We start from the raw sequence: 15,678 nt of genomic DNA, 5'->3' as shown, positions 1-15,678 counted from the left end.
GCCCATTTGAGCTGTCTGATTCTTAACGATATTTGTCGAGGTCTACAGGTTTGCCTGTCAGATAATCCAATTTCGCCCAATCCAACGTATATTGGAAAGTCGTCATAATGTTTTGATAACTGGCTTCCGATAAACGCACCATGGAATCACCCAAGTCGGTCTTAGCTTCATTTTCGTAAAGCCCTCGGCTATAGTCCAAATACAAATCCGCATAATTCGAAAATGCCGCATTCTGTTTGCGCTGTGCTTTGTTGAGTTGCAGCTTGAAGTAGATTTCCGCCACTTGGTCACGTAAAGACTGCTCCATGGCCTTCAACTCGGCTTGAGCTTGTTGAATTTTCGCTCTGGCTTGGCTCATTTTGGCTGACTGGCTACCACTATCATACAAAGGATAGTCCATGCTCAAATCAAAACGCCAGCGACCTTCTCTTTGATATTCATAGGTCGACAACTTCCCGCCCCATGCATCAACACGGAAACTGGGTTTATCATCAGCATCCTGACTTTCCAACTGGTAATTCGCCGCCTTCAGTTTAAGCTTCATACTTTTTAGCTGAAGGTTGTTTTCCAGTGCTTCTTTTTGGTATTCCTCAAGCGGCTTCAGATTACGCGCCAACAGACCTTTCAAGTTTGGGAAGGTCAATTTATCCGGCAGGTTTTGAGGTTGCCCAACAAGGTTTGCCAGACTGGTACGGGTTTGTCTTTGGTCAAACTCGGCTTTCATGCGTTTGACATAAGACTTTTCATAATCCGCTTCCAAACGGCTGAATTCCACATCAGAGATTTGCCCCAACTCATGGCGGTCACGTGCTTTATCCATGGTGACATAAACTGTCGCCATATCTTCGTTATCCACACGATATTGATAGTCCGCCAAAATGACATTAAAGAAGCTTTGCATTAAACGCAGCTGGAATTGGATGCTTTGATCTTGAAGCAACTCGGATTCGGCGTCAGACAAGTTAAGTTGAGAAGCCTGTGAGGCTTCTGTCTTACCAAAATCATAGAGTTGTTTACCCACATGTAATGCCAAAAGATGGTTGTCTTCGGTATGGTCGGCATACTCACGCCAGCCGATTCTACCCATCAAATCCAATTCGACACCATCATCCGCTTTTTGTTGTTGGTATTTGGCAAAGGCTTCCTGTTGCTTGGCTTTGCTCAACAATACTTGAGGGCTGACGTTGTGCGGGAGTTCCACGACACTTTCCAGTGTCAGCGGCTCCGGCAAGGTATTTTGAGGCTGTAGCGAGACAGGCTTGGCATCCGCCTGTTGAGATGACGCATCGGCAGATTGTGGCTGTGGCGCCGCTTGATCCTCTGCCATAGCACTTGGCGCCGCCATACAGACAGTCATCGCTAGACACAGTGTAGAAAGCTTTAGCTTTAGATGGTCGGCGACAATAATATTTTGATAGAAACCCATAATCATCCCCGACTTAAGGTGCAATAGGTTTCAGATGTTCTCTTTTGTAACGGGTGAATTTCGTGGTTTTGTAATCACCATCGACAATGAATTTTCCCATCAACATAAATTCTTGTTTAGTACGTGTTGGCCCGGTATAGCGCAAAATTCTCTTACCTGTCAGGTCAACGAACATCAACACAGGTGTAGCTCTAACACGGTATTTTTTCTCGGCAAGCTCTTGTGCCGTACCCGTAGTACCATCGAAATCAGTCATTTCATTTGACCCTTCGATATCAATAGAGAAGTTCAGGAAGTGTTTTTTATAGTAGGCAATGACGTCTGGTTGATTCAGGATGGTGTTTTCCATGCGGTGACAGAACGGGCAATCTTTCATTTGGAAAAACAAAAAGATACCCTGTTTACCGGAGTCTTTTGCATTATCCAACTCTTCTTGCAAGTTACCGAAAGTCTCGTCGAAAAAATCCGCGGCCTGAACGTAAGTCGGAGATAAAACCAACAATAAACCACTCAGTACAAACAGCTTACGTACGGAAACTTTTAACCACTTTGTCATATCTCCACCTTTGTCAATTATGTGTCAACGTAACGTAGTCTACGCTACGTTTTATAGGAATATGCCTAGACAGGCAAACTCCATAAAACCTTGTTCTTATGGACGAATCGGTGAATCAAATGACTCCCTTCATTCAACACCTGGATGGCAAGTTTACAACGAGACACCCCATTTTTTCAAACTCTTTTCTAACGCTTGTTAGTTATTTTCATACTCTGGGAGCCAAAAATTCTGTGCTGTGATATAGGGGCAAACTAAGCTGTTAAAAACCTTCTAGTTACTAGCTTGCTTTTGAAGGCTTGGAACAGCAGACGTCAAAAATGCGACTATCAACCCAGTCAACATACCAAATGCAACCGGGTAAACCTCGGCCATCCAATCAAAATAAGAAAACAGAACAAATGCGGCAATGCCGGACAAAATCATCAATATTGCCTGGTTCTGCGTTACGCGCTTACCGATTGAAAGCCAGATAATCAATGGTCCGAAAGCAGAGCCAAGCAGTCCCCAGGCATCCAATACCATTTTGAACACGGTTTGATTGTTGGAAATAGCAATCAAAACCGCTACCACTAGGATGGTAAAGGTCGCAAACTTGGTGAAATAAAGACTTTGCGAGGGCTTCCGAGTCAAGTCGCGTGTCAAAGCCGCCGAACAGGAAAGTACCAATGAATCGACAGTAGACATGGTTGCTGCAAACAACGCTGCCAGTATCAACCCGGCAAATATCTTCGGCATCAACTCGGTCGCTAATGTGGGCAATGCAGTTTCCGCATCGAAACCTGCGGTCACAGGAATCAACAGGCGACTTAACAACCCGACAAAAACCGTCAAACTGTAAAAGGTAACAAACCACGCATAGTAGTATGCTTGCATCTCACCGGGCGTGCGTTCCGGGTGCAGCGTCATAAACCTTATGACGATTTGCGGCTGCCCTATCACCCCCATACCGCCGAAAATCCAGCCGATGACAAACAAAATGGCTGCTGTTGATGTCATATCCGATGGAAGCCAGTTCATATAATGGGGAGCGGCATTCGCCAGTTGTTCCCACACACTTTGCTCAGATGACATCAGCGACAAAATGCCGAATATCGCCAGGGAAGCCATACCAAACAACATCACAATCGACTGGGCGACATCCGTCCATATCGATGCCCGCAATCCGCCCATCAGGCTATAAACGAAAATAATCATCGCCGCGAGATAGATGCCGGTTTCAGGTGACCAGCCGAGCAGCACTTGAGTGGCTTTCGTGCCCGCTTTTAACTGGGCAGCAGCGTAAACCACCAGAAACACCAACGTCAGAACACCAATCAATTGTCGAAGTCGGAAAACTTGAGTCATCGAAGTTTTTCCCTCAGAATCCCTTACCAACCAGTGGACAATGAGTCCGCCAAACGAATGCACTGTATCTGCCTGCGCGTGGCGCTGAATCTGTTTCACCGCCAGTTTCTGAGCAATGAAATCCCCAAAAATCCAGCCAATCATCAACCAAATGGACGACAAGCCCATGGTGTAGGTTGCGCCGATCATCCCAATGAACATGAAGCCGCTATTATTGGTAGCGATAGCCGATAGCCCTACCAAAGCGGGAGAAACGCTTTTCCCCGCTACCAAATAATCTGAAGTGGTTTTTCGGGAGAAAAAATAGCTTGAAACCCCTATCAGGAAAAACAACAGTAGAAAGCCAAGAAAAGTCGTCAATATCATTTAATGAACCTTCCGATAAGGTGTTTTCCTTGTGGAGATTTCATCAAACCACCCCTTTTCGTTTCAGCAATTCTTTGAACTCAGCATTTTCCGACAGACCTTCAAAAATAGGATCTTTAAGCACTTGGTCAACCATGCCTTCCGTGTCCTTTAGAGACAACTCCAAATTGACGATGGCGTCATGAGGTTGATTCAACAACGCATAGGCTCCCGCCAATTGATAAAAGGCATGGGAGTTATCAGGATCAATTTCTAATGCTTGCTGACAGAGGTTGATTGCCCATTGCGGTTCGTTCATCTCCAGAACCACATCGGCTTTATAGGTTAATGCTTCGGCATTGTCGCGATCTAAGCGTAGAATCTGATCATACAAATCCAGACGTCTGGTCGGCACCTGCTCCTGCGCCGCTTTCAACCATAGGCTATGAATATCTTCATAACGCGTGAGACGTTTCTGGGCGCTCTGAATACCGACGGATTTATGATTCAATTCTTCTTCAAGTTTTGCCAACCGCTGCTCATATTCGGAAATCACTTTATTCACTTTGGTGTCGGCAAAATTATGAACACGCTCTTTAACATCTTTCAAAGAGGTCCAACCCACCAGTAAGAGCACGGAACTGATTCCGGCAATCAGGTAAAAGAAATAGGTGACGGTATCGGTGGCATAGGACACAGCCCGATTGGTCGCTGTCAGCTCCCGATCGGTCACTTGCTTGGTCATATTAACCTGCAAGTGATTCATGTCGATGCGCAACTGCTTTAGGTCGTCCAAGACATAGCGTTCGATGAACGGCGTATATAAAGGCGCCTTGAGCTTATCGACGGTTTGTTCCATCTTGGCTTCTTGAGACGCCTCTGGCTTGGCGGCTGTATCCTCGGCAAACACCGGTTGAGCCATCAGCAACAAAGCTAACACTCCCCCAACCTGGCAGATTTTCTTTAGTGTTCCCATATCGCTTTTCCATGGTTATGAACTTCGATTAAACTAGCGTGTAGGCGTTTGACCGCGCGCTCGTAATCTTGCTCTTTGACGAAAAACTGCATTTCCACCTGTCTGAGGTTTTGATGCAACGCTTGAATATTGATGCCCGCTTCAAATAGCGTCTGTACAGCTTGCGCCAAAAGCCCTTTGATACGCATATCACTTCCCATCGCCGAAACCAATGAGACTTTGCTGGTGGAAATCTTGGCGGTCGGCAAACGCACCTCCAATTGTCCGGCAAGTCGTTTGGCTTTTCGCAAGGATGCTTGCAGATACAGGGTGATGGTATTGGCGTTGAAATCTTTAGTCAGCACCTGGCATCTGAGACGTTTGGTGATTTCCCAAATGGCTTGCTCATAGTCTGTCTGCTGCCCCATCATTTCGGCATCGAACACTTCTACGGCGATCAAATTCTGCCTGCCGGCGATAATCTCGACTTGCGGGAACTCGCTCACGTAGTCTTCGCGAATAATGGTGCCGTGGTGCTCGGGCTCAAAGGTGTTTTTAATCAACAGAGGGATCTGTGCTTGTCGCAACCCTTTTGCCGCTTTGGGGTGAATCGCTTCCATGCCAAGGTTCGCCAACTGGTCAGCGATGTCATAATTGGTCTTACCAATGGGAACTGCCTGTTCCTCTCCCACCAAGCGCGGGTCGGCACTACTCAAATGATATTCCTTATGAATGACCGCTTGCGTCGCCTGACACAACACCGCAATACGACTGAACGTCATTTCGCTATAGCCACGGTCAAAGGTGTTCATGAGGTTCTCTTCGCAGTGAGCATAGCCGGTTACAATCGGCAGCACTTCGTCATAATTGAGGTGGCACAATTTGTTGTGAATCACTTCATCCAGCGGCAGTTTTTCATCGTCCTGCCAGCCGGTCAAATCAATCCAAATTGCATTGATGCCTTCTGATTTCAACAACTGCGTCAGGTTCCATGCACTGTGCGCTTCGCCGATGCTCGCTAAGAGTTCACGCACCGTCAACAAATGATCTTCCAGTGAAAAATGTCCATGGTGACAAAGGTTCTGCAAATGCATCAACAAGTTTTCGGTGTGTTCAATGCGCTCGGAGATAAAGCGGTTTGCCGCCGCTTTCATGTCATCTTCATCAAACAGCTCTTCGTTGAACTGTTGCATCTTTGCCGAGAGGTCTCGCAAAGCTTCGCGCCAGGAATGCTCCGTACCATCATCACTCTCGTCATTGTATGCAAACAACCCATAGACACCCGGTTGCCCGGTTTTCTTGTGTTCCAACAAGTCGTTGGTCATGCCGCCGTAAGCGGACACCACCAGAATACGTCGATACGGGTTTTGCGGATAGAAAACAATATTGTCCCTAACCGCCTGATAGTCACTCATGGAGGTTCCGCCGATTTTCTCGACGCTCAATGTTCTATCAACAGGTTTTCCCTGCTCATTCTTATGCTGCATGGCGATAACTTATTCCTTCACCAAAGTATAAGAACCATCTTCATCATGGGTTTCGCGCCCCGTGACCGGTGGATTGAAGGCACACACCAAACGCAGTTCAGTGCCTTTGTTGGCGCTAAGGATATGGCGATCATGCTCGTTCAATGCATAGATCGTCCCTTCACGAATCGGGTGCGTGATACCGGTCGCCTTGTCGTAGATTTCCCCTTCACCCGCAATGCAATACACCGCTTCAAGATGGTTTTTATACCAAAAATGGCAAATCTCACCTTCTTTGATGATGGTGTCATGGAAAGAGAATCCCATCCCATCTTTCCCCAGCAACAAGCGGCGGCTGACCCATTGCCCACCATCTACATCCGCTTCGGTTCCGATAATATCGTCGTATAGATTTCTTACAATCATGATTTACTCCTGTCTAAATTGGTTACTAAAAGGGTTATTTCTTGGCGAGCACTTTTGTGGTCGCTGATTCCAGAATGTCGAAACCTTCGTCGATCAACTCTTTGGTGATGATCAAAGGCCCGAGGAATTTGATGACTTCACCTTCCGCGCCGGCGGTTTCCACCACCAAGCCTTCATGGAATGACGCCTCACAGACTTTTGACGCGACTTCAGGGTCTCTGAACTCCGCACCCCAGATCATGCCGTGACCGCGAATTTCACGAATCGCTTTCGGGAATTTCAACGCCAGTTGCTGCATACGCTGTTGCACCCACTCAGATTTTTGTTTGATTTCCGCTTGGAAGTCTTTGTTTGACCAATATTTGTCAATCGCTGCCTTCGCCGCGACAAACGCCAAGTTAAACCCACGGAAAGTTCCTGAGTGTTCACCCGGACTCCATTTGTCCAACTCTGGTTTCATCAAAACAATCGACATCGGATGCCCACCCCCGACAGATTTCGATAAAGTGACAATATCAGGGACGATACCAGCACGTTCGAAGCTGAAGAAATCACTTGAGCGTCCGTTACCAGCTTGAATGTCATCGACGATCAACAAGATATCGAATTTGTCACAAATCTCTCTCAGCGATTTCAGCCAAGGCGCGCCGGCAACGTTGATGCCCCCTTCCGCCTGAATGGTTTCCAAAACGATGGCGGCAGGCAGTTCCGTCCCACTGGAAGCATCTTCTAGAATTTTGTGTAGATAAGCGATGGTATCGACCTTGTCGCCCAGGTAGTTATGGAAAGGCACCTGAGTGGTGTAACCCGGCACACCATAGCTTTCGTCGTGGTAGTAACTGTTACCGGTGATACTCAGCGATCCCATCGACATACCATGGAAGCCGTTAGTGAAAGACATCACTTGTTTACGACCCTTGACCTTTCTGGCGATTTTCAATGCGGTTTCGATGGCATTGGTACCGGTTGGTCCTACGAATTGAATTTTGTAATCCAGATTTCGTGGCTTGAGGATGTTATTGACGAACGACTCAATAAAGTCGCGTTTCGCTACTGTCGCCATATCCAGTGCATGGCCGATACCGTCTTCCTGCAAATACTTGATGACCGCATCGTTGATAACCGGATTGTTGTGCCCGTAGTTCAACGCGCCCGCGCCGGCAAAGAAATCGACGTAACGTTTACCGTCATCGTCCCAGATTTCTGCCATTTTCGATTTTGAAAATAGGGTTGGGAAAGAGCGGATATAGCCTCTCACTTCCGATTCGTATTGATTAAATACACTTAATTTTTCTGTTGTCATGTTAGCTTTCCTTAGATTTTTAATAGTTTTTCTTATCGCCAGTAGGCAAACAGGTTCTGATGCTTTGGTGCTGCCAAGCGATAAAGTTCTTCAGCCTCGTGTCCAAGACTGGAAAAGTGCGCTTCGGTTAAAAAGGGTTCAACGACTACCTTCAAGCCTTCGTCATTGGCAAAGCCGTTGAACAACGCTTGGGAGGCCTTGTTGGATGGACTGATGGTGCAGAGAATTTCGGTGACATAGCTTTTGCTCTGGTTCGCCAGTAATTGACGAATCAATCGCTTCGCTAAGCCTTGGCCTCGCGCGATTTCGTCTACGGCAATCTGCCAAACAAACAATGAGCGCGGCTCTTCAGGCAAGTAATAGGCGGAAACGAAGCCCACCAGCTCACCGTCCATTTCTGCAACCACACAGGTATCGGCAAAATGCGATGCCTGCAGGAAATAGAGATAACTCGAGTTCAAATCCAACGGCGGGCATCGCTCAATCAAGCGATAGATGGCTTCACCATCCGCCAGCGTCGGTTTTCTGAACTGAATATCAGGTTTGGGTTTTGTTTTATGAGAATTAAAGGTTTCGGTATGACTCTCCATGATGAGTGACCTTTGTTGTTGAGTTGCTGATAGGATTAGCAACCAATCGCAGCAATGGAAATGAAATGAAAAACGTCTCCATTGACTTAAAGACTATGGCAATCAAGCGATAATAAACCTCACGACCTAGCATGCTTAAATCAGCATAAACCGTTGCAAATGCAGCAGAAGTAGCAAAATCTAACGAACAGGGGGATGGCTTATGGCTTGACCATACGATTGATTCCTCCGGACTTGTCCTTTGGATTAGACTCGACCCTGTGGGATGTAAATGAACATCTTGAGGATCTAAAGAAGAAAAGCGCCTAGAAAACTTCCACAGGATTTTATTTTGGAATTTCTTACCTGCAAATGTTCGTTCACCTGCAAGCAGTGCTTTCAAAAAATAGATAATTTAACCTTTTGGGTTTTTAAGTTGCAAACATCCTAACAAAAACAGCTCAATATCTCAAGTTTTAGGGAAAATTTCATATTTTTGTCATCAAAAATAGAAAAAACGATAAATAAAAAATGACTTTTATCCCATAAAATTCCCACAAATTAGGGACAAGATATTTATTGTTGTTTAATGTACTTAAAATAAAGGGACGCAAGCTCAGGGCACAAGCTTGTATGCACGATAAAACCGAATTTAATAGTTTTTAACTATCACTATGTTAAAAACATTTAATTTTACTTAAATAACTTATCCTCCTAGAATGAGTCCCGAAGCAACGAATTTTTCATCAATACCACTAAAACTTAATTTCAAAAACTTAACGAGGAGTTATTTATGCCTTTTGAAAATCGCGAAGGACAAAGAGTACCAAGTGTTGTATGGCCTACACGCCAAGGCGGAAACTGGGTTAACGTCAACAGTGACGACATCTTTAAAGGTCGTACGGTTATCGTTTTCTCTTTGCCTGGTGCATTCACCCCAACTTGTTCATCAACGCATTTGCCACGTTTCAATGAACTAGCGCCTATTTTCTTTGAAAACGGTGTCGACGAGATCGTTTGTATGTCTGTTAACGACACTTTCGTTATGAACGAGTGGGCAAAAGATCAAGAGTCTACCAACGTGACTTTGATCCCTGACGGAAACGGTGAGTTCACTGCCGGTATGGGTATGTTGGTTGACAAAGCTGACCTAGGTTTCGGTAAACGTTCATGGCGTTACTCTATGTTGGTTAAGGACGGTGTCGTGGACAAAATGTTCATTGAACCTGAAGTCCCAGGCGACCCATTTGAAGTATCTGATGCAGATACCATGTTGAACTACATCAACCCGAATGCAAAAGCATCTCAGGTTGCAACCATCTTCACCAAGCCAGGCTGTCCTTTCTGCGCCAAAGCGAAAGCAGCGCTTGAAGATGCCGGGATCACTTACGAAGAAATCACCATTGCTAATGCAGGTGTTACTTCTCGTACACTTCGTGCCGTGGCGAATGCCGATACGGTTCCACAAGTGTTCATCGAAGGGAAACACATCGGTGGTTCAGACGATCTTGAAGCTTACCTAGCCAAGTAATCGGCGAATAGCCTTCAGGCGATTGCCCGCAATCGCCGCATAAAACCTACCAGGTTGGGGTACCCCCTTTAATTAGTCAGCCCCAACCTGGCAGTTTTTCACGCTACATTTTCAGACGTTTTATTTCGAAGAAAAGCTGCTGGCGTTCGGTTACCAGCTTGTCTCCGTGATAGAATTTCATTCTTTAGATTTAACGATACAACCTACTTTGCAGGAGAACACGCATGCAAAACAAGACGCAATACGATTATGACTTGATTGCCATCGGTGCAGGCAGCGGCGGTTTGTCCGTTGTGGAACGTGCAGCGGAATACGGTAAGAAATGTGCTGTGGTCGAGGCGAAAAAACTCGGCGGTACCTGCGTCAATATCGGTTGTGTTCCGAAAAAAGTCATGTGGTTCGGCGCGCACATTGCCGAAGCCGTTCGCGATGCGAAAGACTATGGTTTCGACATCGAGAAGAAAGGCTTTGACTGGGCGGAGTTGGTGAAACGACGTGAACAATACATCAGCAATATCACCACCTGGTACGGCGGTTATATGAAAGACAAAAACGTCGATGTATTGGAAGGCTGGGGCAGCTTTGTCGACGAGCACACTGTTTCGGTTGACGGCAAGCACTACACGGCAGAAACCATTGTTATCGCACCGGGCGGTAGACCATTCATCCCAAATGAAACGGAGAACGCCGATTTAGGGATTACCTCGGATGGCTTCTTTGCCTTGACCGAACAACCTAAAAAAGTCGCGGTCATCGGTAGTGGTTATATCGCAGTGGAAATCGCTGGCGTATTACAGGCTTTGGGCACGGAAACCAGTTTGCTGAGCCGCAAGGACTTGGTATTGCGTGGCTTCGACGACATGGTTCGTGAAACCTTGACGGATGCCATGATTGAAAGCGGCATTCACAAGGAATACCACTTCCAAGTCAAGAAATTGAGCCGTGAAGCCGACGGCACCATCAGTATCGACTCTGAAGACGGACAGCGCCTAGTAGGCTATGACCAAGTTATCTGGGCGGTGGGTCGTGAGACCTTGACTGAGCCTTTGGCTTTGGAAAATGTCGGCTTAGCCGTCAATGGTAAAGGATTTATTGATGTTGATGACAAACACCAAACATCAGTGCCTAACATCTATGCCATTGGAGATGTTACCGGACAAGCGCAGTTAACACCTGTTGCGATCCGTGCCGGACGCTACTTGGCGGAACGTTTGTATAACAACCAACCTGACATCAAGATGGATTTGAGCAAAGTCCCGACCGTCGTCTTCTCTCACCCGCCAATCGGCACCATTGGGTTGGCGGAACACGATGCGCGTAGCCAATATGGCCATGACAATGTTCAGGTTTATACTTCGGTCTTCACGCCAATGCGCTATGCCTTTACCGAGCACCAGATCAAAACGGCTTTAAAGTTGGTTTGCGTCGGTGAAGAACAGCGCGTGGTTGGTATTCATATTGTCGGTGACGGTGCAGATGAAATGTTGCAAGGCTTTGCGGTAGCAGTGCAAATGAATGCGACCAAGGCTGACTTAGATGCAACCATCGCCATTCACCCAAGCTCGTCGGAAGAGCTGGTGACGATGCGCCCGATGATCTTGAAATAACCAGACAGAACAAATAATTCACCTGTTTGTTGCTATGCGTTTCATAGGATAAGTTGAATCCTATCACGCAATCCCTGTAGAATTGGGTATCTACCACTCGATTCTACAGTCCTATGCCTACTCAAAAACACAAGCAAGACACCCACCCAAGACTCACGGACAAGCAGCTTGCCAAGCTCCTTGAGTTGCCGAAAGGTGCCGACATTCGTCACTTGGAAAATCATTTTGAGGACAGCAGTCACGACATTTATGTCATCCAAGAACCAGAAGTGACGTCACCGTCTTGCGTGGTCAAGGTGCTGCGAACCAATGCACTGAAGAACAATGCGTTCTGGCAATTGATGAACGACTGTTTCAATGCCGGGTTGATTGCACAGACCGCCTGTTTCTATGCAATCTATCCTTTGATTAAGGAAATCAGTCCGCTCACCATTCCAACCCTGAAACAACAGATTATCGAACCCGCTGACCCTGACAAACCCAAACAACCTGCACTCTATATCACCCAGGTCTACTTCCTGGAAGGCAAGGTCTCTACAGAAGTCACGCATGAAATGGTGCAGGATCTCGCCAAACACACCGCTTGCATGCACTTGACCACCTCGGACCATTTCGGCTCTATTGACGAACCCATCGCGCCGAGTTTGCATGACTGGCCTAGCCATCTCAAGCGCATCCTAGCGAAATACATGGATAAGTTCCCGGAGATTCCCGAGTTTACACGCCAGCGCTTGTTGAATCAGATTGAAAACACTTTTCAAATCGACGAATTCTGCCTCATCATGCCGGATTTACGCTGGGATCAATTTCTGACCAAAAAGGATCGGCTTTTCGCGCTGACAGATTTGGACGCCATCGTCTATGGCCCAAGAGAGATGGAATGGGTGCTGTTGGAATACTTGCTGACACCGGTTCAAGCTGAAGTTTTCTTGAAGGAATATACGCAGTTTCTACCCGTGCCAGACCTGACTGAAGTGCGTGACGTCTATCGCACATTACTCTATATGATGAATGTGCTCGGCTCGACCGACTATGAAGCTTGGATGAAACAACCCAAGCTGTTCAATATCACTGGGTACTGACATCCGCCTCAGACGTAGGCGCTTGTCGGTAGAGTTGGCGCCACTCGAAAAAGCCAATAATCACCATCACGACATACGCCGCCATCAGCACCATGGTGAAATAGAAACCGGTTTGCGCATAAAGAAAGATGGCTACACCATCGACCACTATCCAATAGAGCCAGTTTTCTAACACCTTACGAGCCATCAGTATAGTCGTCAATACCGAGAACACCATCACCCCCGCATCCAGATAAGGCAGCTTGGAGAAATGGGTCGCCTGCAGATAATCGGCAAGCAGTATGCTGATCACCACTCCCGAACCAATTAAGGCCAAGTGCCAACGGAAACTCAAACGGTGAATGGCCACACTGTATTCCTCGGATTTCGGACGGCGCCACAGCCAAAAACCATACACAGCCATCGCAAGATAATAAGCGTTCAATCCCGATTGCAACGGCAACTGACCTTCCCAAAAAATCACGGTATAGATCAACGTGCTGACAAAAGCACAAGGCCATGCCCAAATGGATTCTTTAATCGCCAGATACAAATAAGCCAAGCCCAACAAAGTTGCAATAGCTTCCCAACCGGACATGGCTTGAGCCGACTGGATAACTTGATCTATGAATGACATCTTGGGTTATTCGCTACAGGCATCGATACGCGCCTTGGAGCGGTCGGTACCGATTAATTTCAGGACAAAGACCGTTTTCGGCTGTGTTGCCAATACCGCTTCGACTTCTTCGGTCATCATCGACATCAGGGTACGAAACTCCCCAAACACCTGCGTACTCATGGCGTTACGTGCAACACGGATCTCACTATGCGTTTCCAAACGATCGATAAAGTCGATAATCGGCTGGCAGTAGTCTTCCTGCAAAGGATACATAGAAATTTCAATAGATGCTTGCATGACGTTTCCTCAATTAAAAATAAACGTGCGTCGTGATACCAAAACTTCTTGGATCACCCAAACGAATATATTTTTTGTTTGTCCAAGTCGGATCATTTCCGAAGAAGAATCCTCTGGTCGCATAACGCTCATCCGTCAAGTTTTTCACCCACAGAGTCGCGTCCCAGCTTTTTGTTTCATAACCGACACGAGCATTGACGATTTGGTACGGCTTGGAACGTGCATTGTTGGAGTTACTGAAATAAAACGCATCCATTCCCGTGTATTCCAAACGCGCGACATAGCCATGGCTTCGGTATTGTCCACCCAATAGGAACTGATAATTCGGCGCATGCGGTTGCTGACGACCGTCAATGGTGAAAGCGCCGGATGAAGAACTGCCTTTCACCGTGGTGTTCAATAAGCCTAGGTTGGCAAAGGTTTTCCACTGATCGTTAACCTGCCAATCCAACTGACCTTCCAAGCCGTAGTTGGTGGCTTTGTCGAAGTTTTCGGTATAAAACACATAGTTGGAACCGATGTAGGTATAACCATCGAATTGCGGATTTTGTCTGTCCATATAGAAGACATCAAATTGAGTTTTCAAACGGTTGTTTGCCAAATTCATACGATGACCTATTTCATAATTCATCGCCGTTTCGGTTTTATAGTAGGTCAAATATTTTTTGTTGGTCGGCAGACCTGGGTTGAACCCTCCTGCCTTGTAACCTCTTGCCACCGAAACGTACGCCGACTGATGCTGTGTGAGGGTTTGCGTCAAACTGATGTTGGCGCCAACTAGATTTTCATTCGGCTTGAAGCTGTCACCATCGGTACTGTTGAATTTGGACTCGTGATGCTCCAAACGCACACCAGTCGTCAGCACAGTCTTCGATGAAAAATGTGTGTCCAACTGCCCAAATCCCGCGAACTTGTTCACTTCGTACTTAGAAGTCACATGCCAAGGGTACTGGGTTCCGTTATCGTTGAAATCACTGTCGATTTTGTTTTTCTCTTCCAAGCGCGAAGCAAAGACACCGAACAACCAATCGGTCGATTTATTGAAAATTCTCGCATTCGGTTGCGACACCCAACGTAGTTCTTGTGAGAAGCTGCTGCGGTTTTTGGCGTCTTTAAAAGTTCCAGTAAACGGCGTTGAGTAATAGCCTTTGTACGTCCAGTCCTGATCGTAGCTGTAAATCATGTCGGAGTTCGCCGCGGTTGTGGTACTCGTTAAGGTCGCCACTTGTCCAAAATACTGATACTTAATCGCGCCGGCGTGTGTTCTTTGAGTGTCTTTACCTGGCTGATCCGACAGCGTCGTGAGTGTATTGTTCAATGACCAAGCGTCATAACCATCGTTGTAATCAGCATGCAACAGAGTCAAATCCAACTGTGATTTCTCGGTTGGAAAGAATCGCAGTTTACCGCGCACATTCAATTCATCATGCTTATTAGTATCATCACGATGCAAATAAACATTGTCTCGGAAACCATTGTCATAGTGTTTTTGGATGGCGACACGATACTGCGGGCTGTCTTTTTTATCCGAAAAAGGGCCACTGGTCATCAAACCGACTTCGGTCAGGCTGCCGTTACCAATAGAGGTTTCGATCATGTTCTCTTGGTAAGGCGTAGGATCATTGGTTTGAATATTGATTAAACCGGCAATGGCGGTATCGCCGTAACGCGTGCTTTGCGGGCCGCGCAACACTTCCACTTGCTTGACATCAAACAGATTGGAGATCATGCCAATACCACTGAAATCGATACCATCAATCGCCAAGCCTACGCTTGGGTTCGGCGCACCAGTGTAATCGTCACGCTCACCCATACCGCGAATCTGGATGTGCTTGGCACGCGCATCCTGCCCGGCAAAGTTGACATTTGGCGTTTGCAACAAGACATCTTCCAACTGGTTCGCACCTCTATCCTGCAAGTTCGCCGCATCCATCACCGTGGTACTCACCGGCAGTTTGCTTTCTTCCGCACCACGTAAATCGGCTTGTACGGTAACAGGTGCCAACTTGGTTTCGGATGAATGAGCTTTATCTTCAGCCTGAGCGGTATTCGCCAGAACGGTCAAAGACAATAACGGGACTAGATGTTTGATAAACGATTTTGTGTTGCGGAATTTCACCAAAGCTTCCTTAGTTTTTATGAACAGGAAGCGGCAAAGACACGCATTCAC

At 46.7% G+C, this 15,678-nt stretch carries 14 protein-coding genes; 3 read left to right on the top strand and 11 right to left on the bottom strand.

The genetic code is table 11. The annotated features are described in order from the left end of the window. Positions 1-22: 22 nt before the first annotated feature. The 8 genes from HVMH_RS00890 to ectA form a co-directional block, all read right to left on the bottom strand. On the bottom strand, positions 23-1,426 hold the full coding sequence (locus HVMH_RS00890; protein WP_051623229.1) for a TolC family protein: 1,404 nt from the start codon (positions 1,424-1,426) through the stop codon (positions 23-25). Between the two features lie 13 nt (positions 1,427-1,439). Continuing rightward, entirely contained in the window at positions 1,440-1,982 is a 543-nt protein-coding gene (locus HVMH_RS00885) for a thioredoxin family protein (protein WP_029911002.1), read from the bottom strand. A 273-nt stretch (positions 1,983-2,255) separates the two neighbouring features. Then, positions 2,256-3,695 carry a sodium/proline symporter gene (locus tag HVMH_RS00880; protein WP_035628962.1) on the bottom strand — a complete coding sequence of 480 codons (1,440 nt, stop codon included), beginning with the start codon at positions 3,693-3,695 and terminating at the stop codon, positions 2,256-2,258. Between the two features lie 43 nt (positions 3,696-3,738). Next, positions 3,739-4,650, bottom strand: coding sequence for a tetratricopeptide repeat protein (locus HVMH_RS00875; RefSeq protein ID WP_232087780.1), 912 nt, complete (start codon positions 4,648-4,650; stop codon positions 3,739-3,741). After that, positions 4,638-6,116 carry an aspartate kinase gene (locus HVMH_RS00870; RefSeq protein WP_155837674.1) on the bottom strand — a complete coding sequence of 493 codons (1,479 nt, stop codon included), beginning with the start codon at positions 6,114-6,116 and terminating at the stop codon, positions 4,638-4,640. Before HVMH_RS00870 ends, HVMH_RS00875 begins: the two co-directional genes overlap by 13 nt. Positions 6,117-6,125: 9 nt before the next feature. Further along, entirely contained in the window at positions 6,126-6,521 is a 396-nt protein-coding gene (locus tag HVMH_RS00865; RefSeq protein ID WP_029911013.1) for an ectoine synthase, read from the bottom strand. Between the two features lie 34 nt (positions 6,522-6,555). Further along, positions 6,556-7,824 carry a diaminobutyrate--2-oxoglutarate transaminase gene (ectB, locus tag HVMH_RS00860; protein WP_029911017.1) on the bottom strand — a complete coding sequence of 423 codons (1,269 nt, stop codon included), beginning with the start codon at positions 7,822-7,824 and terminating at the stop codon, positions 6,556-6,558. Between the two features lie 32 nt (positions 7,825-7,856). Continuing rightward, positions 7,857-8,414, bottom strand: a complete 558-nt coding sequence (gene ectA / locus HVMH_RS00855) for a diaminobutyrate acetyltransferase (protein WP_029911020.1) — start codon at positions 8,412-8,414, stop codon at positions 7,857-7,859. A 772-nt stretch (positions 8,415-9,186) separates the two neighbouring features. Between ectA and HVMH_RS00850 the strand changes: the two genes are divergently transcribed. The 3 genes from HVMH_RS00850 (at position 9,187) to HVMH_RS00840 (ending at position 12,613) form a co-directional block, all read left to right on the top strand. Next, on the top strand, positions 9,187-9,924 hold the full coding sequence (locus tag HVMH_RS00850; RefSeq protein WP_029911022.1) for a glutathione peroxidase: 738 nt from the start codon (positions 9,187-9,189) through the stop codon (positions 9,922-9,924). 224 nt (positions 9,925-10,148) lie between these two features. Next, positions 10,149-11,531: a glutathione-disulfide reductase gene (gene gorA / locus HVMH_RS00845; RefSeq protein WP_029911025.1), complete on the top strand. Its 1,383-nt coding sequence runs from the start codon at positions 10,149-10,151 to the stop codon at positions 11,529-11,531. Positions 11,532-11,644: 113 nt separating this feature from the next. Next, entirely contained in the window at positions 11,645-12,613 is a 969-nt protein-coding gene (locus tag HVMH_RS00840) for a protein kinase family protein (RefSeq protein ID WP_029911028.1), read from the top strand. Here the strand turns inward: HVMH_RS00840 and pnuC are convergent. From pnuC to HVMH_RS00825, 3 genes are read right to left on the bottom strand one after another with little or no spacing between them, the layout of a single operon-like run. Next, complete coding sequence (gene pnuC, locus HVMH_RS00835) at positions 12,600-13,229, bottom strand: nicotinamide riboside transporter PnuC (RefSeq protein ID WP_029911031.1); 630 nt, start codon at positions 13,227-13,229, stop codon at positions 12,600-12,602. The two genes, HVMH_RS00840 and pnuC, sit on opposite strands and share 14 nt — an antisense overlap. Positions 13,230-13,235: 6 nt before the next feature. Continuing rightward, the gene (locus HVMH_RS00830; protein ID WP_029911034.1) at positions 13,236-13,508 is read right to left on the bottom strand and encodes a hypothetical protein; all 273 of its coding nucleotides are present in this window, start codon (positions 13,506-13,508) and stop codon (positions 13,236-13,238) included. Between the two features lie 13 nt (positions 13,509-13,521). Then, entirely contained in the window at positions 13,522-15,627 is a 2,106-nt protein-coding gene (locus HVMH_RS00825; protein WP_051623050.1) for a TonB-dependent receptor, read from the bottom strand. Between the last annotated feature and the right edge of the window lie 51 nt (positions 15,628-15,678).

The sequence above is a fragment of the Hydrogenovibrio marinus genome, from assembly GCF_013340845.1.
Taxonomy (GTDB): Bacteria; Pseudomonadota; Gammaproteobacteria; order Thiomicrospirales; family Thiomicrospiraceae; genus Hydrogenovibrio; species Hydrogenovibrio marinus.
Note: the sequence above shows the minus strand (reverse complement) of the source record. Positions and strands in the feature narration are given on the sequence as shown.